Genomic DNA, 25,968 nt, shown 5'->3' with positions numbered 1-25,968 from the left:
CGGCGCCGCAGGTCAAGCGCGCGCACTCGTCGGCATCTCGGCGAGCGTCCGTTCGATCGTCTGGCACGCCGACGTGAGCCCGTCCTCTGCGGCCAGGCGGCAGCCGAGATGCTGCGCACGCACCACGTACTCCGCGCCACGGAGCGCGCGAAGATTGGAAACGACGCGTTCGCGCGCGTACCGCGCAGCGTCGACGACGCGCGCGACGCCGAGCCGTTCGGCGCGATGGGCATTGTCCGGCTGATCGTGCGCATGGGGGACGACCAGCATCGGCCGGCCCGCCGCTAGCGCCTGCGCTGTCGTGCCGATACCGCCGTGATGAACGATCGCTGCCGCGCGGGGAAACAGCAGCCAGTGCGGCACGTACTCGGCGACGTGCAGGTCAGGCACCGACGGCAAGGCCGAGCGATTCCTCGGGTCGGACCCGACGAGCAATACGGCACGTTCGTGCAGCATCCGAACGGCCGCGACGCTCTCCTCGTAGAAGCGGCCTGCCGCTCCGACGGCGGAACTTCCGAGCGTGAAGACGATCGGCGGCGGGCCGTCGTCGAGAAAGGCCGCCAGATCGGGCGGGAGCACGTCGGCGTCGCTGCGGTGGAACACGAACCCGGTCGCGACCGTCGCGGCGGGCCAGTCAGGCTGCGGAGGACCGAACACCGGCGAGAAGAGCGCGAGCGTGCCCCGCCGCGAGAACTGGCCTTCGTAGAGCGGATCGCCTGCCGGCGGCAAGCCCAACTCGCGCCGGAAGCGGCGAACCGGCGCCGTCCACGGCCCCGTGATGCGATGCGCGAGCCCGAGGAACAGGCGCGCGAGCCAGCGCGATCGCCGCACGACGCGAAGAACACGCGGATGGGGAGGCAGCACGGGAAAGTCGTACGACGAGAAGAAGGACGCCGGCGCGAGCGCGCTGGATATCCATGGCACGCCGGCCGCTTCCGCGGCCAGCGGCGCCGCGAACGTCACCGGGTGAGACACGACCAAATCGGCGCCGGCGACGACGGAGGCGAGATCGTCGAACGCGCCACGGACAACGGGAACGATCAGCTCCCGGATGACCGCCTCGGTCCCACGGGCGGGATCCATCAGGCGGCGGATCGTCGCCGTATCCGTCGGGTCGACATCCGGGCGTAGCGCGGTGAGCTCGACGCCCTCGCACTCCGCCTTGCTGCGGTAGTACTCCGGAGCGGCGAGCACCGGCTCGTGGCCGAGCGCTCGCAGCCTCCTGGCTATGGCCAGGTACGGAAACAGATCACCATAGGACCCCCAGCACGCGAGGACGACGCGTGCCATGCGGCTGGATCAACGGCGGCTGCCGAGCAGCGAGCCGAGCACGCCGCGCAGCAATTGGCGGCCGAGGCCGGAGCCCATGCTGCGCGCCGCGCTCCTGGCCGCCGATTCGAGGATCCCTTCGTGGCGTCCGCCGCGCGGTCCCGTCTTCCCGAAGATGAGATCCGTGAGGCTGCCCCCCTGGGATCCCGCGCCAGCGGTTGCCGGCGGCGGTGCGCCGGACGGCACGTCCGCCGGAGCGGTCGCCGCTGCGGTCTTCAGCTTCTCGAACGCCGACTCGCGATCGACGGTCTGCTCGTAGTGACCGCGCACGACCGAGCTCCGGAGCACGGCTTTGCGCTCGTCCGCACTGAGTGGTCCGATCCGCGAACCCGGCGGCAGAATCCAGGCGCGTTCGACCACCGACGGCGTGCCCTTCTCGTCCAGGAGGGACACCAGCGCTTCGCCGACGGCGAGCTCGGTGATGACGCGCTCGGCGTCGAGCGACGGGTTCGGACGCAGCGTGCTGGCCGCGGTCCGTACCGCTTTCTGATCGCGCGGCGTGAAGGCGCGCAGCGCGTGCTGCACGCGGTTGCCGAGCTGCGCCAGGACCGCGTCGGGCACGTCCAGCGGATTCTGCGTCACGAAGTACACGCCAACCCCTTTGGACCGGATCAGCCGGACGACCTGCTCGATCTTCTCCACGAACGCGGCCGGGGCGTCGTCGAAGAGCAGGTGCGCCTCGTCGAAGAAGAACACGACGCGCGGCTTGTCGGGATCGCCAACTTCGGGAAGGCGCTCGAACAGCTCCGAGAGCAGCCACAACAGGAAGCTCGCGTACACCTTCGGCGCCGTCATCAACCGCTCGGCGGCCAGGATGTTGACGATGCCCCGGCCGTCGACCGTCTGCAGCAGGTCGTCGATGTCGAGCATGGGCTCGCCGAACAGCCGGTCGGCGCCCTGCTGTTCGAGGGCGAGCAGCGACCGCTGGATGGCGCCGATCGACGCCGCCGAGACGTTGCCGTACTCCGTGGTGAACCGCTTCGCATTGTCGCCCACGAACTGGAGCATCGCGCGAAGATCCTTCACGTCGAGCAGCAGCAGGCCGTTGTCGTCGGCAATCCTGAACACGAGCGCCAGCACGCCGTGCTGCGTCTCGTTCAGGTTCAAGAGCCGGCCGAGCACGAGCGGCCCCATGTCGGAGATCGTGGTGCGCGCCGGGTGGCCCGCTTCGGCGAACACGTCCCAGAAGGTCACCGGACTCGCCGCCCACTGTGGCGCGTCGATCTTCAGGCTCGCGAGCCGCTGTTCCAGCTTGGGAGACAACGTGCCGGCGGCGGCGAGGCCGGCGAGATCGCCTTTGACGTCGGCCATGAACGTCGGCACGCCGATCGACGAAAAGCGCTCGGCGAGCACCTGGAGCGTCACCGTCTTGCCGGTGCCGGTCGCGCCGGTGATGAGACCGTGCCGGTTCGCGAGCCCCGCGAGCAGCGCGAGGTCACGGCCGTCGTGCGTACGGGCCAGGGGGAGCGGAGTCGACATGCCGCTATGTTAGCGGCTGAACGGCATCGAAGCAGCAGGCGTCCTGTCGCGGATGCCGACGACCTTCACACGGCTGGCTGGCCTATCGGCCTTCGCTGCGTACAGCTTGCGATCCGCGGCGCTGAGCAGCGTCGTCGGCGTCCGGCCGTCGCGCGGGTACACGGCCACCCCGGCGCTCACCGAGATCGCGGGCTGATCCCGATCCTCGCGCAGCCGATCCATGATGCGCTGAACGACCGCCCAGGCGCCTCGCTCGTCGGTGTCCGGCAGCACGGCGACGAACTCGTCTCCGCCGTACCTGGCGGCGGTATCGCTGATGCGACATCCGGCCTTCAGCGTCTCGGCCACGCGGCAGACCGCTCGGCTCCCGACGAGATGGCCGAACCCGTCGTTGATCTCCTTGAGCCCGTCCATGTCGAAGAACACCACCGCGAGCTCGCGCTTCTGTTCATCCGCCTTGGCGATCTCGTCGGTCATGACTTCCACGAGCCGGCGGTAGTTCGGCAAGCCGGTCAGCGGATCGGTCACGACGAGCTCACGGAGCTGACGCTCGGCGACCTCGTACTCGGAGGCCAGCGCGGCGAGCGACAGCGCGATGACGGCGTTGACGCCGACGAACAGTTGCACCACCGCCAGCGAGACGAACGGCGTGGATCGGACGAACGGGCCGTTGCCGTTCAGCGTGCCGTAGATCGCGAACACGGCGATGACGACCAGCGCCGCGGCGGCGGCGCGTCGCCCGAGGCGGAACGCGACCCACAGCAGCAACGGCAGGCACAGCAACTCGATCGGGAATCCGCGGAGCTCGAGCGGCACCGGAAAGAACACGAGCGCCGCCACGGCCCCGATCGCGAACGTCGCTGCCGCCGCTTCCGCCAGTTGCGCGACCTGCACGCGCGCGAGCGAGAGCTTCCCCCAGAGCAGGACTTGCGGGGTGACGAGCAGCATGCCCACGAGGCTGCCCAGCGCGAGCGTGCTCCAGAGCACGCCGTACTCCGCCCACGGAACGAGGCCCGTCATGACCAGCACGAGCGTGTTGATCATGGCGCCGATCGTGGTGTTCGCGAGCATCACGACGCCGGCGAACCGCAGGCTGTTGCGAGGCGTCTGCAGGGCGTGCCGCCCGCCCGCGTAGCGATTGACCAGGTACGCCGCGAGCAGCGCCTGCAGCGTGTCTCCCGCCGCCCGGCCCGTCACCGCGGCGGCCACGCCGATCTCGTACGCGTACAACGCCGTCGCGGAGGCGAACACGACCGGCCAGATGCGGTAGCCGGCGAGCAGCATCGCGCCGAGCGCGATGCCCGACGGCGGCCAGACCAGGCTCGCCGTCGGATAGCCGTACGCCAGCCTCAAGCCGACCTCGCCCGTGACGATGTATGCGATGGCGGTGGAGACCAGCAGGGTCTGCTCTCGGGTGAACCGCCCGCGAAGCGCCTCGACGTAATCGCGCCACATCTCGCGGGCCGAGGGTGCATGTCTCATACCACCGGCCGCGCCCCCGGACGAAACTCGCCGCCCGACGCCCCCGGTGGAACACCGAGCGCCGCGTCGCGACGTCGGCGCGCGCGCCGCTTTCAGAAATGTCGGACGATGTGCGTCTTTGTAATCGTGATCAGGCGACGGTGTGCAATCGCGCGATCTCGTCGTACAGGACAGCCGCGGCGATGATGCCGTTGTGGAAATTTGAAAGGTCCAGATGCTCGTTGGGCGCGTGCGCATTCTCATCGGGCAGGCCGACACCGAACAGCACGACCGGCGCACCCAATTCCTGCTGGAAGGTCGACACGACCGGAATCGATCCGCCTTCGCGGCAGAACACCGGCGCGGTGCCAAAGCCCTGCTCGATGGCACGCGCGGCCGCGCGCACGAAGGCATTGTCGTACGACGCGATCCACGGCCGGCCGCCGTGCATGCGGGTGACGGTCAGCTCCACGGTCTTCGGCGTGAGCTTCCTGACGTACGCCTCGAAGCGCGACGCGATGACGTCCGGATCCTGATCGGGCACGAGACGCATGCTGACCTTCGCCATCGCCACGGCCGGGATGACGGTCTTCGCGCCGTCGCCCGTGAACCCGCTCAGCAAGCCGTTGACTTCGAACGTGGGCCGCGCCCAGACGCGCTCGAGGACGCTGTAGCCCGATTCACCGAAGAGCTTCGGGGCGCCAAGATCCTTCCGGTACTTCCGCTCGTTGAAGGGCAGCGCACGCCATGCGGCCCGTTCCTCGTCCTGCAGCGGGCGCACGTCGTCGTAGAAGCCGGGAATCTTCACGCGGCCGCTGCGATCGCGCATCTGCGCGAGGACCTGGGCGAGGACCATCGCCGGGTTCGCAACGGCGCCGCCGAACACGCCGGAGTGTAGATCCGTCGCGGTACCACGCACGTCGAGCTGGAAGTACACGAGCCCACGCAGGGCGTAGCAGATCGACGGCACGCCACGATCGAACATCGCCGAATCCGAGATGACGACCGCGTCGGCCGCCAGCGCGGCTCTCTCTCCGCGGATGACGTCGTCGAGATGGGTGGAGCCCACCTCTTCCTCGCCTTCGATGATGAGCTTGACGTTCAGCGGCAGGCGGCGGGCGATCGCGAGATGCGCTTCGAGGGCCTTCAGGTGCATGAACACCTGGCCCTTGTCGTCGGCCGCGCCGCGGGCGTAGATCTCGCCATCGCGCACCGTGGCGTCGAACGGCGGGCTCTGCCATTCGCTCAGCGGATCGACCGGCTGAACGTCGTAGTGTCCGTAGAACAGCATCGTCGGTGCGCCGGCGGCGTGGAGCCAGTCGCCGTAGACGATCGGGTTGCCGCCGGTCTCGATCAGCCGGACGTTCTCGAGACCGATCCGGCGCATCTCGCCGGCGGTCCACTCCGCGCAGCGCCGCACGTCCGCCTGATGCTGCGGGAGCGCGCTCACCGACGGAATCGCCAGGTAAGTCTTCAGTTCCGAGACGTAGCGATCGCGATTGGCCTGGATGTGATCGATGACCTGCAGCATCGCCGCAGGATACACCAGCGGTCGGCGTCGCCTGGCGACGTCAGGACTTGTCGTTGCTGGCCGGCAGGTCGATCGTCAGCCCCGTTCGGGTGCGGATGGTGTCGAACGCGCGGCGCCAGTTCGAATCCTCGAAACGGAGGACCAGGTAGCGATCGACGCCTTGCAGGACGATCCAGTGTTTGGCCGTCCGCAGCATGCCGCCGACGTCGATGTTCGTTGGCGGGCCGGGCACGGTCGTGTCCCACTTGGGATCCCGCGCCTTGACGTAGGTCGCGCGAACGACGGCGGAGTAGGGGATCGATGCGAGCACCGCCCCGCCGCGCTTCGCCACGGCCGCGAGCGTGCCATCCGCGAAGTTCAAAGTGACATCCTGATCGTTGGTCTTGTTCCGGTCGGTGACCACGAACAGCTTGACGTCAGGAATGCTGAGCGCCTCTTCCGGAACGACGGCCGTTGCCGCACGTCCGGCGGGCGGAGCGCCGCGCGATGCCCTCGCCGCCGGCTTCGGAAGCGCGGTGGTCGAGGCCGTTGGCGATGAGGACGACGCTGACGGCTGCGGCACGGCGGGGGCAGCCGGCGTAGTCGAACTGGATGCCTCGGACGCCGGCGGCGCTGTCGGCGGCGCCTCGGGGCTCGTCGCTGGCGGCGGCGGAGGCGCGACAGCAGGCGGCGGTGTCACGTTCTCCGCGGCCAGGGGCGGGGCAGGCGGCGGCGCGTCCGATGACGGACTTCGCATCACGAACCAGCCGATGACGCCGACAACCAAGATCGCCGCGCCTGCGATCGCGAGCACCGGCGGCTTTCGGGCCGTCGCCGGAGGCGCGGCCGCGACAGGTGGCTTCGACGGCAGGATCGGTGGGGCCTGTGCCTCCGGAGTGCTGACCTGGGAGGTGCCGCCCATCACCGGCGACGGGACCGGGACGGCGCGCGAGGCTTCTGGCGGCGTCATGCCCGTGGCGGGCGTCTGCATTGCCGGCGCCGCGAATGTCGGGGCACTCGCAGCGGCGGGTTTCGAAGCGAGCACCGTGGGCTCGAGCTCAGCAGGCGCCTGCGCCGCGCCCACGAGGGGCGTCGGATCGGGCGTCCGGCCGGTCAGCGGCGGCAACGACGACGCCGTCGACCGGACGATGTTGCCGGTGGGCATGGCCCGCGACGGCGTGCGAAGCATCTCGGTGGGCGCCGACGAGCTGTACGGCGGCGGCATTGGCAGCCCGTCGAGACACCTGGCGAACGCCTCATGGAATTCGACGGCCGACTGGAATCGCTCGTCCGCGTTCTTGGCAAGGGCGCGGGCGAGAACCTGTTCGACCCATGCCGGCAGGTCGCTCCGGATCTCGCCGATCGGCGCGGGCAGGTCGTTCACCTGCGATTGCGCCATGGCGAACGGCGTATCGCCCTTGAACGGCAGCTTGCCAGCGGTCAGCCGATAGAAGACGACGCCGATCGCATAGAGATCCGCGCGAGCGTCGATCTCCTTGCCCATCACCTGCTCGGGCGCCATGTAGGCCGGCGTGCCCATCATGAACCCCGCGCTCGTGAGGTGCTCGGTTCCGGCGACGCGCGCGATGCCGAAGTCCATCACCTTGATGGCGCCAGCCTCGGTGACCATCATGTTGGCCGGCTTCAGGTCGCGATGGACGACGCCCATGCTGTGGGCGTGCGCAAGCGCCGCGAGCGCCTGCATGCAGAGCTCGGCGGCGCGCTCAGGGGCGAGCGGCCCCGAGCGTTCGACGAGACGCTCGAGCGTCTCGCCGCGCACGAACTCCATGACCATGAGCCACTGGCCTTCGTGCTGGAACAATTCGTAGATCGTCGCGATGCCCGGATGGCTGAGGCGCGCGACCGTAATCGCTTCGGCGCGGAACCGCTTCGCGATCTCCGGATCGTTGAGCTCCGCGTTCAGGACTTTGATGGCGACGTCACGGTGCAGCGTCTCGTCGACGGCGCGGTACACGGTGCCCATCCCACCGCGGCCGATGCGGTCCAACACGCGGTACTTGCCGATGTTCTGCCCTACCATGCCTGCGCCCGAAAACCCCGCAGTCTAGGCTCCGCTCCACGACGTTGTCAATCGACCGTCAGTGCCACAGCGGCCGCTCGCATCAGCGCTCCACCGCGTACAGATCCAGCGCCGTCTCGCGGCCGCGGAGGACGCGCGCTCCGAGCGATCGCACCATCACCCGATCGCGGACGCGCGCATAGGTCGACCCGGAGATCACGATCTCGCCGGGCCCGGCCACTTCGCTCTCGATACGCGCCGCGGTGTTGACCACGTCCCCGAGCACGGTGAACTCGCGCCGTTTCGGCGACCCGATATCGCCCGTGATCGCCACGCCCGAATTGATGGCGATCCGCATGTTCAGCTTGGGGCCTTCCTGCCGGTTCATGTCGGCCAGCGCGCGGCGCATGGCGAGCGCCGCCTGGACCGCCTTCCACGGATGCTCCGGCTGGTCGAACGGCGCGCCGAAGATGGCCAGCAGCGCGTCGCCGAGGAACTTGTCGAGCGTCCCCTCGTGCTCGAAGACGACATCGGTCATCCGCGTGAGAAACGCGTTCAACGTCGCCGCCGCCTGCGCCGGCGGAATCTTCTCGCACATCGTCGTGAATCCGACGAGGTCGCAGAACATGACGGTCACGTCGCGTTCCTGCGCGATGGGCCCGGACTCCTCGGCGCCATGGATGATGCGGCTGACCACGGCAGGCGAGTGATAGCGCTGCAGCCGCTCGCGTCGCTTCGTCTCTTCGAGGAGCTGGGACGAGAGGCGCGCATGCTCGATGGCGACGGCTGCCGCGTTGGCGAGCGCCGTGAACGCGTCGAGATCCTTGGACGTGAACTGCGCGGTCCGGGAGCTGTCGACGTACAGCACGCCGATGACCTCCTCGCGGCTCCAGAGCGGCGCACACATGAACGAGCGGATGTTGAAGCGCAGGATGCTGTCGGTCGCCAGTCCGGGATCCGTCGTGGCGTCGATCGCCAGGATCGCGACGCGCTCGCGCATCACGCGGCGGACGACCATCCGGCTGAGCGTCGGATTGGCCGGCACGGAGCCGTCCCGGTGGCGCAGCACGCGTGCGGTCAGCGCCTCTTCCGCCGACTCGCGCAGGAGCAGGAACGCCCGTTCCGCCGGCACGGCGGTGAACGCCAAATCCACCACTTTGTTCAACACGTCGGCGAGCGATTGCGACGACAGCAGGGTGCGGTTGACGTCCGAGAGGAGCCGGATCAGATGGTTGTCGCCGCTCGTCGGCTGGAGCGCCGCGATGGGCCGGAGAATCGTCCCGGGCCCCTCGGAGATCTCGTGGTTCTCGCTGAGCAGATCCTGCTCGGCGACGTGCTGCTCCAGCGCGAGCGTGACTTCGCCGAGCTTGATCGAATCGCCGGGCGCAACGCGCGCTTCCTCACGGACCATCTCGCCGTTGAGGAAGGTGCCAAACCGGCTGCCGGCATCCTTGACGAAGCACTCCGCCGCCCCGTCGACGCGCAGCGACGCGTGCTGGCGCGAGACGCTGGTGTCGTAGAGCACGAGGTCCGAGGTGGGCAGGCGCCCGACGGTCGTGACGCCCGGCTTCAAGGTGTAGTGCTTTTGCACGCCCTGTTCTTCGTAGCGGAGTCGAAGCATGTCCGTCGATTCTACGAAGTTCCTCGTGAGGCCGAGCGCGAGCGCGTCCGGCGTCGGCAGGGCCTGACCGCGGCCTGCCGCGGCGCAGGGCGTTCAGCGCAGCAAGCCGGAACGATCTGGACGAGGTAGCGACGCGGGCGGCTCGTGGTCTCGATGACTGCCTCAACGCGGCCCGCGACGGGCGAAAATCGCAGTCTAGGGGCGATGCCGCGGCTTGTCAACGCAGCGTCTCGGCATCGCCGGTCGACGCATGCACGATCGGCAGATCGTCGCGATCGCCCCATTCCTTCCACGAACCGGTGTAGTTGCGCACTCGCGGAAACCCGAGCAGCCGCAGCGCGAGGTAGGTGTGCGCGGCGCGATACCCGCCCTGACAGTACGTCACCGCTTCGCGGTCGGGCGTGATCCCGTGGCGGGCGTACAGCGCCCGCAGATCCTCCGGCGCCTTGAATTCGCCTTCTGGCGTGAGGTTCTGCGTCCACTCGAGGTGAACGGCGCCGGGGATCGCGCCGCCGCGACGGGCCCGCACGAGCCGGCCGCGATACTCGTCCTCGCTGCGCGTGTCGACGATCGTCGTCTCGCGCGAGCCGAGCCGCGCCTGCACGTCCTGCCACGTGGCCAGCCGCTCCCGACGACCCTCTCCGTGCCACCCGCGCCACGGGATCGAGCACGACGGCATGACCCTCGGCCGTCCAGCGGCGAATGCCGCCATCGAGCACGCGCACGTGATCGTGGCCGAGGTACTCGAGCAGCCAGAACAGCCGCGCGGCCCGCAGCCCGGAGTCCTGCTCGTAGACGACGACGGGCCGTTCCGGCGTCACGCCTCTCAGCGAGAAGAGATGGCCGATCATCCACATGAAGGCGCGCAGCGGCGCGTCGCTCGTGTCGATGAGGCTGATTCCCCACACATCCAGGTGCACCGCTCCCTGGATCTGGCCGCGGGCGAACTGATCGGCGGCGCGGCCGTCGATCACGAGCGGCGGGCGCTGCCCCGCCATTTCCTCGGCGAGCGCCTGCGGCGTGATGAGCAGATCGGACGTGTGAGCCATGATGCGTTCCCTATGCGCGGATCGGCGGCAACGGCCGCTACAGCCACGCGTACCGGCACACGAACAGCGCAGCGATGACGTACGTCAGCCAGTGCACGTCGCGGCGCCGGCCCACGGCCGTCTTGAGCACGACGTGCGCGATGAAACCGAAGGCGAGCCCGTCCGTGATGCTGAACGACAGCGGCATCACGACGATCGCCAGGAACGCCGGGACGGCATCGGTGAAATCGTCCCAGCGGATCCTGCCGACGCCCTGCATCATCATCGCGCCGACGAGGATCAGCGCCGGCGCGAGGTTCGGGTGGAGCGTCGAGCCGGTCGGCGTCGTGTATCCGCCGCCGATCACTTTGATCAGCGGAAAGAAGAAGAGCGCCACGAGGAACAGCAGAGCGGTCGCCACGCTGGTCAGCCCGGTCCGTCCTCCCGCCGCCACACCGGCGGAGCTTTCGACGTACGCGGTGAGCGTCGAGGTTCCGAGGCAGGCGCCCATCACGGTGCCGATCGCATCGGCCAGCAGCGCGGGACGGGCGCGCGGCAGCCTGCCGTCCTCGATCAGCCCGATCCGGCCGGCCAGGCCGATCAGCGTGCCGATCGAGTCGAACAACGCGAGAAAGAAGAACACGATGACGGCGTCGAAGAGCGCCGGGTGCAGGGCGCCCGCGATGTCGAGCTGCAGGAACGTCGGCGCGAGCGATGGCGGGGCGGACACGACGCCGTCGAACGTCGCGAGACCGAGCACCCAGGCGACGAGCGTGGAGATCGTCATCGCGATCGGCATGGCCCCACTGACGCGCCGCGCCATCAGCACCCCCATCAACACGAGCGTACCGACGGCCAGGAGCACCGGTCTCGACGTGAAGGTCCCGAGCGACACGAGCGTCGCCGGCGAATCGACGACGATGCCGCCCCATTCGAGCCCGATCAGCGCGATGAGCAGGCCGATTCCGACGCCGATCGCGTGAGTGAGCGGCTCGGGAACGGCACGGATGACGCGCTCGCGCAAACCGAACCCCGCCGTCGCGACGAAGATCATTCCCGCAATCGCCACGGCGCCGAGCGCCACGCGCCAGGGCACGCCGCGCGACAGCACGACCGTGAAGGCAAAGAAGAAGTTGTGCCCCATTGCCGGCGCGACGGCGATCGGGTAGTTCGCCGCGAACGCCATGATCAACGTTGCCGCTGCGGATGAGAGACAGGTGGCCGTGAGGACGGCGCCAGCATCCATCCCGGCAGCAGACAGCACTGCCGGCTGGACGAAGATGATGTACGCCATCGTCAAGAACGTCGTCACTCCCGCGAGCAACTCCGTCCTGACCGTGGTCCCCGACGACGACAGGCGGAAGAACCGGTCGAGCATGCTGAGCGCCGGCGGCTCCGTCGGGCTCACCCCGCCATCCATGTCCGCCTAGACGGTATCACCGGGTCGCGAAGCCACGTGCTTCTCAGCCTCTCGTCCGTCGCTCGGCAGAAGGTGCTTCTGGATCTTTCCGAGCGCGTTGCGCGGCAGGCCGTCGACCCTGACGAACGTCCGTGGCACCTTGAAGGAAGCGAGGACGCGGGAGCAGTGTGCCCTGGCAGCCTCCTCCTCGAACAGATCGTCGGTCACGACGTAGGCGACCGGCACCTCCCCGCGAACCGGATCGGGCCGGCCGAGCACTGCCGCATCCCGGATCCCAGGAGCCTCGAGCAGCACGTCCTCGATCTCGCGAGGATACACGTTGAAGCCACCGGAAATGATGAGCTCGGTCGCGCGCCCGCGCAGCGTGATGTAGCCGTCGGCGGACTTCTCGCCGATATCGCCGGTCCTGAACCACGAGCCGTCGAAGGCCGCCGAGGTCGCGGCGTCGTTCCGCCAGTATCCCTGGAACACGTTGGAGCCGCGCACGAGGATCTGACCCGGCTGACCGACAGCGACGTCGCGGCCGTCCTCACCCACGATGCGGATCGAGACGCCCGGTAACGCCGAGCCGACCGTCCCTGGCCTTCGCTCGCCGGCGTACGGGTTCGACACGAGCATCAGCGTTTCGCTCATCCCGTAACGTTCGAGAATGGCGTGCCCGAACCGCTCACGAAAATCGGCGAAGACTTGCGGCGGAAGCGGCGCCGATCCCGAGACGAAGAGGCGCATGTGCTGACCGATCCGACGGGCGACCTCCGCATCGAGCGCCAGTAGCCGGATGAACACGGTCGGCACTCCGAAGAAGAGCGTCGGCCTGAAGGCCTCGAAGAGGCCGGCGGCGTGATGACGGTCGAAGCGCTCGACCAGGCGCATCCGGCAGCCGCTCGCCAGCCAACTGCAGACGCCGTTGGCGAGCCCGTGCACGTGGAACAGCGGAAGCACGGCCAGATAGCGATCGGCTGACGTGACGCGCCAGGCGGTGACGATGTTCGCCGCATTGGTCAGCACGTTGTTGTGGCTGAGCACGGCGCCCTTGGATCGACCGGTCGTGCCGGACGTGTAGATGATGATCGCCGGCGCGTCGCCGTCGAGCGCGATCGGCGCGGACTCCACTGCGGCCGCTTCGGCCTCCGCCGCCAGGCGATCGACCGGCACCACGTCGGTCATCCCGCTGAACATGTCGAGCGCGCCCGGCCCCGCAACGGTCAGCGCAGGGTCGGCATCGGCGACGATGTGCGACAGCTCGCGTTCCCGATAGAGCACGTTGATCGGCGTGAACACGGCCCCGCACCGGAGCGTGCCGAGGAACACGTCGATGAACTCGATACCGTTCGGCAGGTACGCGGCGACGCGATCGCCCGGTCGAACGCCGCGGGCCTTCAGCGCCTGCGCCATGCGGAGCGCCCGCCGCCGGAGCTCTCCGAAGGTCCACGCCGACACGTGATGGTCGGCACTCTCGAACTCGAGCCCGACCGCCTCTTCGGCGCCGACGAGCGACAGATCGAACAGATCCCACAGGTGCACGGGCCGCAGCCTACCGCGCGACCGGGCGCGTGGCAACGCACGCGCGGGCGCGCGTATCCGCGTGCGGACGCTCGGGGCGTGTGAGAAAGCGAGGACGTAGCTCGTTCCCGGCCCCGAATTCAGGAAGAGAGCTACGAGGAAGATGGAAAGGAGAGCAAGACTTGCGGTGACAGAACGGCACCTGGGAACAGAGGGCCGTGAGGGTCGTCTACCACGGGAAGTGGGGCCGGGAACGACCGTGCCAATTATGTGAAATGTTTCACAAAGTGTCAACCGCGGCGTCGGCTCACCGCGGGATCTTGCGTTTTGCCTCGATTCGGCGCTCCTCCTGCAGCCGTTCGAGCTCGACGGTCGAGTGATCGACGAACGTCATCGCGGCCGCGATGGCGCGGTGCCCGGCGACGTCGGCGATGCATCGATGCATCTGCTGGCAGACGCGCCGATAGGCGGGATGGCCGGCTGGCGCCGTCCGAAGCTCGATGACGTGCATCGCCTCACGCGCGTTCATGTCCATCACGAAGCGCACGCGATACGCCATGCACACCGCGTAGGACGCGACCGCCGGCAACCCCGCCGCGTCGAGCGCCGCGGCCACGTCCGCCGATCGATCCATCACCTCCCGCCAGTCGCTCGAGCCGCCGGCCTCGATCATCGCGTCGGGCTCCGCGTACCCGTGGAGCGCGGTCAGCGGCTGCCAGTCGATCGTGAGCAGGCGATGCCGCTGCAGGTCGCGGAACGCGCCGTAGTCCGTGAGCACGTCGAACCGGTAGCTCGTCCGCTCGAACGCCCGCCCTGGCCTGTGGCGGCGGTTACCACGCGCGCCCACGTACGCGGCGAGCACGCCGGCGCATTCCTCTGGCGTCATGCCACGCACGAGCTCGACCAGCTCGCGGTCCGATCGCATCGAGTTGGCATAGAGCGCCGCGGCCACGACCTTGATCTCGCCCTCCGGATCGAAGTCCGCCAGGGTCACTTCCGGCGTCCGGTCGGCCGGTCCGCCCTGTTGTTCCAGCGCCGCGGCGATCGCCGCGGTGCGCTCGCGGGTCTCGGCCAGATATCGCGCCCACACGCCGCCCCGCTCCGGCTGGTCCACGCGCGTGAGGAACGCGGGAATCACCTTTCGGAGCTCGTCCAGCATGGCGCCGGCGCAGGCCTGCACTTCAGCGAGCGGATTCGCGCGCATGCGCAGCAACAGCGCTTCATACGCCTGCCCGGTGCCGTAGATCCCGACGTTCGACTGCGTCGCTGCCGGCAGCAGGCCGCGCAGCGTATCGAGCGCCTTCGCCCGGATCGCCGCACGATACACGGCCTCCGAGTCACGGTCGGCGCGCGGGTATCTCCGCTCGAACCAGGCGCGCATCGGCTCGATCCACCGCGCATAGGTCGCAAACGCACGGTCGAGCGTCTCGACGTACTGCGCCCGCAGGGGATGGCCGTCGAGCTCGGCCGGAACAAGGTACCGCCAGCGCTCGTCGCGCCGTTCGGTGTACGGCACATAGCGTGTGGACTGCTCGAGGTAGGCCATCAAGCGGCCGCGTTCGAGGACCTTGGTGAGGATGTTGGACGCGCCCTCGACGGCGAGATGCGCGCCGCCCAGCTGCGCGACGGAGTCGTCGCCGTAGTCGCTGAACACCTTGGCGTACAGCCGTTCGGCGCGCGCGACGCCGACGTCGGAGGCCACCGGCGCCGCATCGACGTCAGCGTAGAACTCGTCCAGGAACAGGCGCCTGAGGGATTTCGCCGATCGCGAGTAGCGCGCGAACAGCGCCCCTTTGACCGTCTCGGGCAGGTTCGTGAGCGCGAAGATCGGCCGATCGACGTTGGTGAAGAACGGCGCGAGCGCAGCGGCCTCTTCCGCCGTGAACTCGCCCGACGCCCCAGCGCTCATGCCTCGTCGTCCTTGGCCCAGTAGCGCCGGAACTCGTCCATGAAGCTGAGCGTCTCGAACGACGGCATGCGATCGAAGAACACGACCCCGTCCAGGTGATCCGTCTCGTGCTGGACGACGCGCGCCGGCAGACCGTCGGCGACGAACTCGATCCGGCGCCCGGTCCGATCGTACGCTCGCACCCGGACCGTCCGGGCGCGGGACACCTTGCCGCGAATGTCCGGGATGCTGAGACATCCCTCCCAGCCCGATTCCGTGTCGGTACCGAGCGGCTGGATTTCAGGATTGATCACCGCGATGAGCGGCATGTCCACCTCGTCGGTCATCGGGGTGACGACGTCGGCGCGGCGCACTCCGGCCACGAAGATGCGAAGCCCTTCGTGCACCTGCGGTGCGGCGAGGCCGATCCCCGAGTATTCACCCATCGTTTCGAACATGTCATCGATGAGCTGCTGGATACGCGAGGACTTGATGTCCGCCGGGGCGACTGGTGCTGCCTTTGCGCGCAGCACCGGATGCCCCAGGCGCGCCACCTTCAGGATCGCCATACGCGGATTATGACAACAACCCTCTCATCGTCACAGCAGGACGATCCGATACTCCGCTCAGGAGTACCGACGCCGTGCCACGACGACTTGCTCTTGCGCTCGTTTTCGCTGCTTCGCTCGGGGTCACGGGCTGTTTCGAGTTCGTCGATCGCGCCATCACGAATCCGAACCCGACGATCACGATGTTCGGCGGCACCTGGAGGTCGCAGACGCCGGACAGCGGCGCACTGCTCAACAGTTGCGCCGGTTTCCAGTGGCAGGCCACGCAGAAGACCGCGACGGTGCTCGCCGGCAACTTCTCGGCGACCTGCTTTCAAGTGTTCCAGGTGACGGGAACCGTCCAGGCGACGATCGCGGGCTCGACGATCACCTGGACGGCAAGCGCCAGCGCGAACGGCGCGTGCGTCATCACGCTCGCGGGTACAGGCACGATCGCCGAGAACCAGTTGACGCTGACCTACACGGGCGACAGCTGCCAGGGGCCGATATCCGGCACCGAAGTGCTCGTCAAGTCGTAGCGCGCGCGCTTCCGCCCCGCAGAAGGACCGATGCGGGGCGGACGTCGTGTCCTCAGCCCTTCACGCCGTAGATCGGATACCAGGGCGTTGCCGCCTCGAGCGCGGCGTTGACGTTCTCGATGTTCTGCACACCGGTCGTCTCGAGCCAGCGCCGAAACGCGGCCGCGCCCTCCTTCGCATAGACGGGAATGCCGTCTTTCCACGTCGCTCGGCCGCACAACACGCCCGAGTACTTCACGCCGGATTCCGCGGCGAGCGCCAGCGTCTCGGTGAACTCCTCGTTGCTCACGCCGGCCGAGAGGTAGATGAACGGCTTGTTCGTCGCCGTGGCCGCCTGCAGGAAGAGCTTCTTGGCTTCGTCTCTCGAGTAGGCCGCCGGCCCCTTGCAAACGCTCGCCCCTTCGACGAACTTCATGTTCACCGGCACCTCGACCTTGAGCACGTCGACGCCGTAGCGGCTCTTCGAGAACTCACGCATGCTCTCAGCCACGATCTGCGGCTTCTTTCGCGCGAACTCGATGCCCTTCTCGTCGAGCCCTTCCTCGTACCCGATGAGCTCCAGGAAGAACGGGATGTCGTTCGCGGCGCACTCGTCGCCGATGCGATCGACCCAGGCGTGCTTCCGGCGGTTGATCGATTCCGGGTCCGTCGGCGTGTAGTACAGGAGAATCTTGATGCAGTCCGCGCCGGCCTCCTTCAGCCGCCGGACGGACCAGTCGTCGAGCAGATCCGGCAAACGTCCCGGCGTGGCCGCGTCGTAGCCCGTCTTCTCGTACGCGAGCAGCAGCCCCGCCCCCTTGGCGCGGCTGCGAGCAGCCGGCAGGCCCCATTCAGGGTCGAGCAGGATCGCGCTCGCGTGCTGTGTCAGCACCGCGGCGACCAGAACCTTGAACTCCTCGAGCATGGCGTCGGAGACTTCCGCGCCGCGCTCCTTCGCCAGCGCCTTGCGCAGCGAGCCGCGCTGATCCATCGCGGCAGCCGCAATCACGCCCCGCGCGTTCGATACCGCCTTGATGCCTGCCAGTTTTCCGGGTGTCAGCGTCACTCTTGTCCCTCTTTCCTCACAAAAGATCCGGATTGTAGCATCGGAAAACTGAATTTCTCCAGCACGACGCCGGCGAGCGCGCGCTCCACGAGGTCGGCGACATCCAGCGTCCGCTCGGCCACGTCCACGCGCTCGGCGGACGCGCGCGTCGCGGGGAACCGCGGAGTGAACAGCGTGCAACAGTCCTCGTCCTCCACGATCGAGATCTCGTAAGTGCCGATGCGTTGCGCGTCTGCCGTGATCTCCTCCTTGTCCATGCCGACGAGCGGCCGCAACACCGGCATCGAGACGACCGAACCGACCGCAGCGAGGTTCTCGAGCGTCTGCGATGCGACCTGGCCGACGGCATCGCCCGTGACGAGCGCCTGCGCCCCGGCCTGCAACGCGAGCCGTTCAGCGATGCGAAGCATCAGGCGGCGATAGACCACCGTGCGAACCGGCGGCGGCACCGCGAGCACGACCTGCTGTTGCAGTGCGCCAAACGGCACGAGGTGGAGCCGCGATCTGAGCTGATACCGCGTGAGCCGCTCGACGAGCGCCCTGGCTTTCTCCTGAGACGTGCGCGAGAGGATCGGATAGCTGTGGAAGTGCACGAAGTCTGCGCGGCACCCTCGCCGTATGAGACGCCATGCGGCGACTGGCGAATCGATGCCTCCGGACAGAAGCGCCATCACTCTGCCGCCGGTGCCCACCGGCAGCCCGCCAACGCCTTTCAGCTTCTCGAACGACACCAGCGCCGTCTCGGCCAGCGTCTCGACCCTGATGACCAGCGCCGGATGCGACAGATCCACGGGCCAGCTCGTCCACTCCTGCACGCGGCGCCCGAGCAGGCGCTCGAGCTCAGGAGAGGACATCGGGAACCGCTTGTCGGCTCGGCGCACGGTGACGCGGAAACTCGGCACGGTCCGGCCACGAATCCCGGCACGTACCGCCTCCGTTATCGACTCGACGTCGAGCGGCACCTGGTCGGCGTGCGCGAAGTTGCCGATCCCGGGCACCGTCGCCAGCCGGTCACGTACCTCTTCCCACGACGCGGCCGCCCCCAACTCGACGATGATTCGGCCGAGCAGCGTGTGCACGGTCCGCACGTCGAGCCCGCGCAACGCACCTCGGATCGCTCGCACGAGCGCATGAACGAACCACGGGCGGTTGCGCCCCTTGAGCGCGAGCTCCGCATAGTGAACGACGACGGCGGACATTCGCCTGATTATGCTCCGGGCGCCGTGGGGCGCTCGCGCAGATAGGCGGCGGCCGCTGCGGCCGCGCGATGCCCGCTGATCACGGCGCTCTCGATCGTGCCGGGCAGGCCGGTGTCGATCCAGTCGCCGGCGAGGAAGAAACCGGGCACGGCGGTCACGGTACCGGGCCGCCGCGGAGCGCCGGGCGCGACCGAGAACGTCGCCCGGTGCTCGCGCACCACGACCGATCGAACGAGCCGGCGGGCGCGGACGTTCGGAAGAGCGTCGGCGAGCTGGCCGACGGCGCGGCGCGCGACCTCCGCGTTGTCCAGCGCCGCCAGCTCGCGGGCTCCGCTCGCCACGACAGCCAGATGTGCCGGGCGCTCGCGACCGTACAGCACGGCCTTGTCGAATGCCCAGTGCATCGGCCCGTCGACCAACCCGACGAACGCGCTCGTGGTGATCGGCGCATCGAACCACAGGTTGGCCGTCACGATCGGACAGCTCACCATCGCGTTCGCGCGCTCGACGAGCCCATGGAGGGTGCCAGGCACGTCAGCAGCCCAGAGCCTGGCGAGGTCGTGCCACGGCACGGCGCTGATGATTGCCGCGACCGGTTGGTGCTCGCCGTCGATCGACAGCTCGAGTCGCTCGTCGGTGCCAATCCGCAGCCGCGCGCGCGCCCGCTGCACCACCCGCCCACCAAGTGCCTCGATCCTTCGCTGTGATGGACCGGCGTACAACTCGTCGAGGGGGACGCTGGGCAACCCGATTGTGGAGTCGGCCGCGCGTGGGCCGAACAGCTCCGCGAGCACACGGACGAACGGCTGGGCGGCTGCCTCGTCTGGCGCCTGGTTCAGCGCCGCAATCGCGAGCGGCTCCCACAGCCAGCGGCACAGGTGCGGCGGCTGGCGCTCCTGGCGAAGCCACGCCGTGACGGTGAGATCGGGGCTGACGCGCGCCGCCGCGGCGGCCGCGCCATGTCGCCTGGCGTCCCGCAGAACGTTGCGCATCCTCAGGACGGCCCATCGGTCAGAGCCCGACAGCGCGCGCCACCGCAGGACGCCGGCCAGCAGATGCCAAGGCGGCGGCAGCGGCGGGCACGCGAGCCGATAGGCGCGGCCCGCGCTCGCCATGAGCAGGCTGAGCCGCGGCTGCAATTGCACCAGATCCGCGGTGCCGATTGCCTCGAGGAAGGCGAACGTCTCGCGGTAGCAGCCGAAGAGCGCGTGCTGGCCGTTGTCGACGCGCTCGCCCGTCTCTCGATCGGTGAATGCCGTGGCCCGTCCGCCGAGCCTGGGCTTTTCCTCGACGACCAGCACGCGATAGCCGGTCGTGGCCAGCCGAACGGCCGCGCTCAGCCCGGCGAACCCGGCGCCGATGACTGCAACGTCAGCGGTCACGGCCGCGACGCGCGAGCTCGAAGAGCCCACCACGTGGAAATCGCCATGCGGGCTTGCACCGGCTTCGGCACGCGGATGACCCGGCCGAACACGTCACACTGCGCGTCCTCGATCCGCTCGAGCAGGTTCCAGTAGATCGCGCGCATGATCTCGGCCGGCAACAACCCGCGGGCTTCGTCGCGCGGCAGGGCGCGGGCCGCGCGAGCGAAGAAGATGCGCGCGCGCGCCGCCTGGTGCTCCAGGACGCGGCGCAACGGCTCGCTCCGTACGCCGGCGCCCGGCGCGGCGACCTCCCGATCTATGTGCTCGACCGAGCACCCGAACCGCTCCAGATCCTCTACCGGCAGGTACACGCGCCCTCGACGGTAATCGACGGCAACGTCCCGCAGGATGTTGGTGAGCTGAAGCGCGACGCCGAGATCGCGCGCGTACTCACGCGCGGCCGGGCTCGTACAGCCGAAGATGGGAATCGACATCAAGCCCACGGCCGAGGCCACGCGATGGCAGTACTGCTCGAGGTCCGCGAACGTCCGGTACTCGCGGGGCGCGAGGTCCATCTCTACGCCGTCGACGAGCGCGTCGAAGTGCTCGCGCTCGAGACCGAACTGGACGACGCAAGCCTGCAACCCACGACCTTCGGCGGTCTCGGGCTGTCCCCGCTGGAAGACGAGGGCGACCTCACGCCGCCACTGCGCCACCGCCGCCGCGGCGGTCGCCGAGTCGGTGGCGAAGTCGACGCTGTCGTCAACCGCGCGGCAGAAGTCGAAGACCGCCAGGATCGCGCGGCGCCGAGCAGCCGGCAGGACGAGGAACGCGTAGTAGAAGCTGGACTTGCGCGCCACGGTCAGAACCCGCGGAGCATCGTCCGGCCAATCGGCACGACGTCGCCCCAGCCGAGCATAGGGCGGGCCCGGAACACGTCGAAGCCGACCGCCTCGAGGCGATCGAGCACACGCACGCCACCGGCCCACGTCGCACGGAGCTCCCATCCGAGGCGGCCGCCGACCAGGCGGGCCAGCGGACGGCCGGCCGCGAAGAACGCTCGCGTGCGGCCGCTCACGTCCAAGAGCACGCGACGCCACGCCGCCGAGATCTGCCCGCGCCCAAGATCCGACTCGTCCGCGCCAGCGCATCGGACGAGCGAGAGCGGAACGTACAGCCGCCCCATCGTCCAGTCGCGGGCCAGGTCCTGCCAGAAGTTCGTCAACTGCAGCGCCGTGCAGATGGCGTCCGCGTGGGCGTCGAGCACCGTCTCGCGATGTCCGGCGACCCTGAGAACCAGCCGGCCGATCGGATTCGCGGATCGACGGCAGTAGTCGAGCACGTCGTCCCAGCTCTCGTACCGATGGGTCGTCACGTCCTGCCGGAACGCGCTGAGCAGGTCATCGAACAGCCCGACGTCCAGCCGGCACGTCCGAATCGTCTCGGCCAGCGCCCGGAGGATCAACCCGTCGTCCGATGCCGGGTCGGCGGGAGTGCGGCCCTGCACGGCACCGTGGAGCTGCGCGCGCCAGGAATCGAGCAGCGCGAGCCGGCGGTCTGCCGCCAGAGCTCCCTCGTCGGCGAGATCGTCCGCGGTGCGAGCGAAGGCGTAGATCGCCGCGATGTGCGGCCGGCTGGCTGCGGGCAGCAGCCACGACGCCACCGGGAAGTTCTCGTAGTGCTGTCGCGCCAGACGGAGACAGGCGGCGTAGGCGACGCGATCTACCACTCGGTTTCGGGCACGCCCGCGCGATGATTCGCCGCACGGGCCATCGTGAAGAGCAGGTCGGACAGGCGGTTGGTGTACGTCACGGCCAGATCGCGGACCGCGTCAGGCTCGACGCTCACGATCCGCCGTTCAGCCCGGCGGCACACGGCACGTGCAATGTGCAACGAGGCGCCGACCTCCGATCCGCCGGACAGGATGAACCGGCGCAACGGCGGCAGCTCCGCATCGAGCCGATCGATCCAGCCCTCGAGACGCACGACGGCATCTGGACCGATCGCCGCCTTCTCGATCCGCGGCGAAATGCGGTGCTGAGGGTCCGCGAGAAGCGCACCCAGGGCGAAGAGATCGCGTTGCGCGGCGTCGAGGATCTCCGCGAGATCGGCCGCATCGATCGAGCGGCGGACCAGGCCGAGCCATGATCCCAGCTCGTCGACGTCGCCGCACGCCTCGACGCGGGGATCGGCCTTCGAGACACGAGTGCCGTCGAACAGTGCCGTCTCGCCGCTGTCGCCCGTGCGCGTGTAGATGCGGGACACGAGTCACCTATTATGGCACCGTGCCACGACGCGCCCGGCTGCGCCTCCCCTCGTCGTCTCGCCGCCGTTGGTTCCGCCGGCGGCTGCTCGACTGGTACGGGCGGCATGGGCGGCGTTTGCCGTGGCGGGAGACGCGCGACCCCTATCGCATCCTCGTGTCGGAGGTCATGCTGCAGCAGACGCAGGTCGACCGCGTGCGGCCGAAGTACGAGGAATGGCTCGACCGATATCCGACGCTCGAGGCGCTCGCCACCGCCGACACGGACGAGGTCGTCCGTTCCTGGTATCCGCTCGGTTACAACATCCGGCCGCGGCGCTTGCAGGCAATCGCCCGCGAAGCCGTCGGACGGTACGGCGGTGAGCTCCCGAGCGACGAGGACGCGCTGCTCGGTTTCACCGGGATCGGACCCTACACCGCGGGCGCGGTGATGAGCTTCGCTTTCGGCAAGCGCGCGGCGATTCTCGACACGAACGTCGCCCGCGTCCTCACCCGCGTCTTCGTCGGCCCGAGTCGCCGGACGCCACCCGCGACTCAACTGTGGACGCTCTCCTGGGCGGTGCTGCCGCGGCGGGCCGTGTTCGACTTCAACCAGGCGATCATGGACCTCGGAGCGCTCGTCTGCTCCGCGCGAAAACCGGCCTGCCGGCAGTGCCCGATGCGCCGGGGCTGCCTGACGTACAGGACCGCGGGACATGCACGCTGACCCCTCCGCCGCACCGATCGTCGTGCTCGCGGCAGTGGTCGAACGCGACGGCGCGTTCCTGGTCGCGCGGCGCCTGCGGGGCACGCACCTCGAGGGCCTGTGGGAGTTTCCAGGTGGCAAGTGCCTGCCGGGCGAAGCGCACGACGCGTGCCTCGCACGCGAGCTCGTCGAGGAGCTCGGCGTCGCATCGCGCGTGGGAGACGAGATCCTCGTCACGCAGCACGCCTACCCGGAACGCACGGTTCGCCTGCACTTCCGGCGGTGCACGATCGAAGGGGAACCGCGGCCTGTGCTCGGCCAGGAACTTCGCTGGGTCGCTCGCGACCTGTTGCGGACGCTGACCTTCCCCGCCGCGGACCGGGATCTGATCGATCTGCTGACCTCGTGAGCAGGCCGTCTATCGCGCAAAGCCGGTCGCGACCACGTTCGCGCCAGGCGAACCGGCGATCGCAAACACCTTCCCCGTTTCCGCGACATCTCGGTGAACGTACCCGAGCGCGATCAGCCCATTTCCCGAAGGCGCGCCGGCGACGCTCGTCAGCACGCCTACGGTCTTCCCATCGCTGACGAGCTCGGCGCCGACAGCCGGCACATCCTGTGCCTCGATGCTGAAGGTCAGCAGACGTCGAGCCACGCGGCCGCCGCCTCGGTGCAGGATCCGAATGACGATCTCCTGCCCGACGTAGCAGCCCTTCGTCGTGCTGATTGCCCGCTCGAGCAGTCCGGCCTCGAGCGGAATCGTGTCCTCGTTCATGTCCACGCCGAACCTGGGCCGTCCTGCTTCAATCCGCAGCGCGTCCACCAGCCCGTCGGACACGCGCACCATCGCCGATCGCTCCAGACGATCGCTGACCTCGGCCCGAGCATCGATCGGCGCGACGATCGCGAACGACGGCAGCAGCGCCTCGCCGGCGCGCGCGATGAAGCCATGCGACCAGTTCACGTGCGACAGTTCCTGGAGCGCCGACAGCCGCGCCTCCTCCAGCTCGAATGCGGCCGCGAGGGCGGCTGCCGCACCGTGTCCGACGACCAGCCATTCGCTCCGCTCGGCGGACACGTCCGCCACCTCGACGTCCTCCGAGAACACCAGTTGATCGAATCGCGAGGCGAGCGACGCGGCGAGGCCCGCCGCGACGGTCGCGACGACCTCGTCGTCACGGCGATGGAGCACCAGATCGGCGACCATCCGCCCCTGCGGCGTGAGATACGCGGCGTACGCGCCCTGACCCGGCGCGAGCCGTGCGACGTCGTTCGTCACGAGACTCTGCAAGAACGTGAGGACGTCGCGGCCTCTGAAGCGGATGTGCCCCAGATGCCGCCGTTCGGCCCAGCCGGCGCCGGAAAGGATGGTGCGATACTCGTCTGTGAGAAACGACATGCGGGCGATCTTCCGCCATCTTAGTCTCGCCGTTCTGGCGCTCACAATCGTCGCGTCGCACGCCCCCGCCCAATCCGCGGGCAGCAGCTCGGCATCGTTCACGGTCTTTCTCCGCGGCGCCCGTATCGGCTCCCAGAACGTCGAGGTGACGAGGCCGGGCGGCGAGTGGCTGATCTCGGCCGTCGGGCGTCTCGATCCGCCGGTCGATCTCGCGACAACGAAGTTCGAGGTCGCCTACGACGCGGACTGGCGTCCGCGCCGGCTCGCGATCGAAGCGCGCGTTCGCGGCGAAGCGTTCTCGCTCACGACGACGTTCGGCGAGGGGATGGCGACGAGCGCGATCCAGCAAGGCCAGGAGACGGCGTCGCGCACGGTGCGGATCTCGCCCGGCACGGTCGTGCTGCCGAACAGTTTCTTCGGAGCCTACGAGGCCCTGGCTGTGCGTCTGCAGGGTGCGACATCCGGCACGGTGCTGCCGGTGTTCGGCGCGCCGGACACCGAGGTCCAGGCGACGGTGAACCGCGTGACGCCGCGCCGGATTCTCACGCCTGACGGCACGGTCGAGGTACAGGACTACGCCCTCACGCTGGCCGGGCCTGCTGGTCCGGTGCCGCTGGAAGTGTGGGTGGACAGCCGCTCGCGTCTCGCGCGCGTCGTCCTGCCTGCCGTGTCGATCGTCGTGTTGCGCGATGACCTCGCCTCGGTGATGAGCCGCGAGGAACCGGTCAGGAATCCCGGCGACGAAAGCGTCTACATCCCGGCCAATGGCTTCAGCCTCGCCGCGACGCTCACGCGGCCGGTCGGCTCGGCCGGCAGGACTGGCGCCGTCGTGCTCGTCGCCAGCCCCGGTCCGCAGGGCCGGGAGCACATGTCGTACGGCATTCCGATCTTCGGCCAGATTGCCGGGCGGCTCGCGGCGGCCGGATACACCATCGTGCGCTACGACGCCCGCGGCGTGGGCCAGACGGGCGGACGCACGGAGAGCGCTGCGATGGCAGAGTACGCGGAGGATGCGATCGCGGTCGTCTCCTGGCTGCGCAAACGCCAGGACGTGGACGCGAACCGCGTGGTCGCGGTCGGGTACGGAGACGGCGGGCCGATCGCGCTCACGGCGGCCGCGCGCGACAAGAACATTCGGGGCGTCGCGCTGCTGGCCGCGCCAGGGCGCGATGGCCGCGCCGTCACGCTCGAACAACAAGAGCGCCTGCTCGAGAGCCTGGCGATCTCCGACGCTGCGCGCCGCGAGAAGATCGACCTGCAGACGCGCGTCGTCGATGCCGTGCTGACCGGCCGAGGTTGGGACGCACTTCCGCGCGATCTGCGAGCCGAGTTCGACTCGCCATGGTTCCGGAGCTGGATCGAGTTCTCGCCCGCCAACGCGATCAAGAAGATCGACCGGCCGCTGCTCATCGTGCACGGCGCGCTCGATCGGGAGTTGCCGAGCGCTCACGCCGACCTGCTGGAGTCGCTGAGCTCCGCGCGGAAGGCCCCGGCCGCGCTGACGCAGAAGGCCGTGCTCCCCGGGGTCAACCATCTCCTCGTGCCCGCCGAGACGGGTGAGATCGACGAGTACGTCACGCTCGCCTCACGCGAGGTCTCGCCGGACGTCGCGCGCGTCCTCGTGCGCTGGCTGGGCGGCATCGGCGTCAAACGCTGATTCGACTACA

22 protein-coding genes and 1 pseudogene are annotated in these 25,968 nt (G+C 69.0%); 4 read left to right on the top strand and 19 right to left on the bottom strand.

Translation table 11 applies throughout. The features are described 5' to 3' along the window. Positions 1–12 precede the first annotated feature (12 nt). The 12 genes and pseudogenes from IT184_00245 to def all read right to left on the bottom strand — a co-directional run bounded on the left by IT184_00245 (position 13) and on the right by def (position 15,828). Positions 13–1,290 carry a glycosyltransferase family 1 protein gene (locus IT184_00245; protein ID MCC7007223.1) on the bottom strand — a complete coding sequence of 426 codons (1,278 nt, stop codon included), beginning with the start codon at positions 1,288–1,290 and terminating at the stop codon, positions 13–15. A 9-nt stretch (positions 1,291–1,299) separates the two neighbouring features. Continuing rightward, a complete protein-coding gene (locus IT184_00240; protein MCC7007222.1) occupies positions 1,300–2,808 on the bottom strand; it encodes a DUF853 domain-containing protein in 1,509 nt (502 codons plus the stop codon). Positions 2,809–2,817: 9 nt separating this feature from the next. Next, positions 2,818–4,290, bottom strand: a complete 1,473-nt coding sequence (locus IT184_00235; GenBank protein ID MCC7007221.1) for a sensor domain-containing diguanylate cyclase — start codon at positions 4,288–4,290, stop codon at positions 2,818–2,820. A gap of 130 nt (positions 4,291–4,420) precedes the next feature. Beyond that, the gene (locus tag IT184_00230) at positions 4,421–5,800 is read right to left on the bottom strand and encodes a dipeptidase (GenBank protein ID MCC7007220.1); all 1,380 of its coding nucleotides are present in this window, start codon (positions 5,798–5,800) and stop codon (positions 4,421–4,423) included. A gap of 40 nt (positions 5,801–5,840) precedes the next feature. Continuing rightward, a complete protein-coding gene (locus IT184_00225; GenBank protein MCC7007219.1) occupies positions 5,841–7,820 on the bottom strand; it encodes a serine/threonine protein kinase in 1,980 nt (659 codons plus the stop codon). Positions 7,821–7,902: 82 nt separating this feature from the next. Next, positions 7,903–9,420 carry an FHA domain-containing protein gene (locus IT184_00220; GenBank protein MCC7007218.1) on the bottom strand — a complete coding sequence of 506 codons (1,518 nt, stop codon included), beginning with the start codon at positions 9,418–9,420 and terminating at the stop codon, positions 7,903–7,905. A gap of 217 nt (positions 9,421–9,637) precedes the next feature. Continuing rightward, entirely contained in the window at positions 9,638–10,099 is a 462-nt protein-coding gene (locus tag IT184_00215) for a hypothetical protein (protein ID MCC7007217.1), read from the bottom strand. Positions 10,100–10,106: 7 nt separating this feature from the next. Continuing rightward, a pseudogene (locus tag IT184_00210) lies at positions 10,107–10,469 on the bottom strand (hypothetical protein). 37 nt (positions 10,470–10,506) lie between these two features. Beyond that, positions 10,507–11,826 carry an NCS2 family permease gene (locus IT184_00205; protein MCC7007216.1) on the bottom strand — a complete coding sequence of 440 codons (1,320 nt, stop codon included), beginning with the start codon at positions 11,824–11,826 and terminating at the stop codon, positions 10,507–10,509. A gap of 48 nt (positions 11,827–11,874) precedes the next feature. Then, positions 11,875–13,392 (bottom strand): AMP-binding protein, encoded by a 1,518-nt coding sequence (locus tag IT184_00200; GenBank protein ID MCC7007215.1) that lies wholly within the window; start codon positions 13,390–13,392, stop codon positions 11,875–11,877. A 286-nt stretch (positions 13,393–13,678) separates the two neighbouring features. Continuing rightward, the gene (locus IT184_00195) at positions 13,679–15,280 is read right to left on the bottom strand and encodes an FAD-dependent thymidylate synthase (GenBank protein MCC7007214.1); all 1,602 of its coding nucleotides are present in this window, start codon (positions 15,278–15,280) and stop codon (positions 13,679–13,681) included. Further along, positions 15,277–15,828: a peptide deformylase gene (def, locus tag IT184_00190; protein MCC7007213.1), complete on the bottom strand. Its 552-nt coding sequence runs from the start codon at positions 15,826–15,828 to the stop codon at positions 15,277–15,279. The genes IT184_00195 and def overlap by 4 nt, the downstream gene beginning before the upstream one ends. A 74-nt stretch (positions 15,829–15,902) precedes the next feature. On the opposite strand from def, the gene IT184_00185 reads away from it, so the two are divergent. Then, positions 15,903–16,346 (top strand): hypothetical protein, encoded by a 444-nt coding sequence (locus tag IT184_00185; GenBank protein ID MCC7007212.1) that lies wholly within the window; start codon positions 15,903–15,905, stop codon positions 16,344–16,346. 52 nt (positions 16,347–16,398) lie between these two features. Here IT184_00185 and IT184_00180 read toward each other — a convergent pair whose 3' ends face one another. Genes IT184_00180 through IT184_00155 form a run of 6 tightly spaced genes read right to left on the bottom strand, consistent with a single transcriptional unit; the run spans position 16,399 to position 22,219 of the window. After that, the gene (locus IT184_00180; GenBank protein ID MCC7007211.1) at positions 16,399–17,391 is read right to left on the bottom strand and encodes a tagatose 1,6-diphosphate aldolase; all 993 of its coding nucleotides are present in this window, start codon (positions 17,389–17,391) and stop codon (positions 16,399–16,401) included. Next, positions 17,388–18,590, bottom strand: a complete 1,203-nt coding sequence (gene thiI, locus IT184_00175) for a tRNA 4-thiouridine(8) synthase ThiI (protein MCC7007210.1) — start codon at positions 18,588–18,590, stop codon at positions 17,388–17,390. The genes IT184_00180 and thiI overlap by 4 nt, the downstream gene beginning before the upstream one ends. Before the next feature lie 8 nt (positions 18,591–18,598). Beyond that, a complete protein-coding gene (locus tag IT184_00170; protein ID MCC7007209.1) occupies positions 18,599–19,972 on the bottom strand; it encodes an FAD-dependent oxidoreductase in 1,374 nt (457 codons plus the stop codon). Beyond that, positions 19,969–20,814: a squalene/phytoene synthase family protein gene (locus IT184_00165; GenBank protein ID MCC7007208.1), complete on the bottom strand. Its 846-nt coding sequence runs from the start codon at positions 20,812–20,814 to the stop codon at positions 19,969–19,971. Before IT184_00165 ends, IT184_00170 begins: the two co-directional genes overlap by 4 nt. Positions 20,815–20,816: 2 nt before the next feature. Next, positions 20,817–21,647, bottom strand: a complete 831-nt coding sequence (gene hpnC, locus IT184_00160) for a squalene synthase HpnC (GenBank protein MCC7007207.1) — start codon at positions 21,645–21,647, stop codon at positions 20,817–20,819. Positions 21,648–21,676: 29 nt separating this feature from the next. After that, positions 21,677–22,219 (bottom strand): cob(I)yrinic acid a,c-diamide adenosyltransferase, encoded by a 543-nt coding sequence (locus IT184_00155; protein MCC7007206.1) that lies wholly within the window; start codon positions 22,217–22,219, stop codon positions 21,677–21,679. Between the two features lie 83 nt (positions 22,220–22,302). Here IT184_00155 and IT184_00150 point away from each other — a divergent pair, with 83 nt between their 5' ends. Together IT184_00150 and IT184_00145 are read left to right on the top strand one after the other, a co-directional pair. Beyond that, a complete protein-coding gene (locus IT184_00150) occupies positions 22,303–22,923 on the top strand; it encodes an A/G-specific adenine glycosylase (GenBank protein MCC7007205.1) in 621 nt (206 codons plus the stop codon). After that, positions 22,913–23,311: a (deoxy)nucleoside triphosphate pyrophosphohydrolase gene (locus IT184_00145; GenBank protein MCC7007204.1), complete on the top strand. Its 399-nt coding sequence runs from the start codon at positions 22,913–22,915 to the stop codon at positions 23,309–23,311. The genes IT184_00150 and IT184_00145 overlap by 11 nt, the downstream gene beginning before the upstream one ends. Positions 23,312–23,320: 9 nt before the next feature. Here IT184_00145 and IT184_00140 read toward each other — a convergent pair whose 3' ends face one another. Further along, positions 23,321–24,301, bottom strand: coding sequence for a folate-binding protein YgfZ (locus tag IT184_00140; GenBank protein ID MCC7007203.1), 981 nt, complete (start codon positions 24,299–24,301; stop codon positions 23,321–23,323). Here IT184_00140 and IT184_00135 point away from each other — a divergent pair. Then, positions 24,300–25,958 (top strand): alpha/beta fold hydrolase, encoded by a 1,659-nt coding sequence (locus tag IT184_00135; GenBank protein ID MCC7007202.1) that lies wholly within the window; start codon positions 24,300–24,302, stop codon positions 25,956–25,958. The two genes, IT184_00140 and IT184_00135, sit on opposite strands and share 2 nt — an antisense overlap. Positions 25,959–25,968 lie beyond the last annotated feature (10 nt).

Source organism: Acidobacteriota bacterium (assembly GCA_020853395.1).
Taxonomy (GTDB): domain Bacteria; phylum Acidobacteriota; class Vicinamibacteria; order Vicinamibacterales; family SCN-69-37; genus JADYYY01.
This window is presented reverse-complemented; position numbering and strand designations above follow the sequence as displayed.

Bases quoted from the DNA above. Each gene is read 5' to 3' on its own strand.
- thiI (MCC7007210.1), bottom strand. From the start codon at position 18,590: ATGTCCGCCGTCGTCGTTCACTATGCGGAGCTCGCGCTCAAGGGGCGC.
- IT184_00230 (MCC7007220.1), bottom strand. From the start codon at position 5,800: ATGCTGCAGGTCATCGATCACATCCAGGCCAATCGCGATCGCTACGTC.
- IT184_00220 (MCC7007218.1), bottom strand. From the start codon at position 9,420: ATGCTTCGACTCCGCTACGAAGAACAGGGCGTGCAAAAGCACTACACC.
- IT184_00225 (MCC7007219.1), bottom strand. From the start codon at position 7,820: ATGGTAGGGCAGAACATCGGCAAGTACCGCGTGTTGGACCGCATCGGC.
- IT184_00140 (MCC7007203.1), bottom strand. From the start codon at position 24,301: ATGTCGTTTCTCACAGACGAGTATCGCACCATCCTTTCCGGCGCCGGC.
- IT184_00195 (MCC7007214.1), bottom strand. From the start codon at position 15,280: ATGAGCGCTGGGGCGTCGGGCGAGTTCACGGCGGAAGAGGCCGCTGCG.
- IT184_00135 (MCC7007202.1), top strand. From the start codon at position 24,300: ATGCGGGCGATCTTCCGCCATCTTAGTCTCGCCGTTCTGGCGCTCACA.
- IT184_00205 (MCC7007216.1), bottom strand. From the start codon at position 11,826: ATGCTCGACCGGTTCTTCCGCCTGTCGTCGTCGGGGACCACGGTCAGG.
- def (MCC7007213.1), bottom strand. From the start codon at position 15,828: ATGGCGATCCTGAAGGTGGCGCGCCTGGGGCATCCGGTGCTGCGCGCA.
- IT184_00240 (MCC7007222.1), bottom strand. From the start codon at position 2,808: ATGTCGACTCCGCTCCCCCTGGCCCGTACGCACGACGGCCGTGACCTC.
- IT184_00145 (MCC7007204.1), top strand. From the start codon at position 22,913: ATGCACGCTGACCCCTCCGCCGCACCGATCGTCGTGCTCGCGGCAGTG.
- IT184_00215 (MCC7007217.1), bottom strand. From the start codon at position 10,099: ATGCCGTCGTGCTCGATCCCGTGGCGCGGGTGGCACGGAGAGGGTCGT.
- IT184_00235 (MCC7007221.1), bottom strand. From the start codon at position 4,290: ATGAGACATGCACCCTCGGCCCGCGAGATGTGGCGCGATTACGTCGAG.
- IT184_00245 (MCC7007223.1), bottom strand. From the start codon at position 1,290: ATGGCACGCGTCGTCCTCGCGTGCTGGGGGTCCTATGGTGATCTGTTT.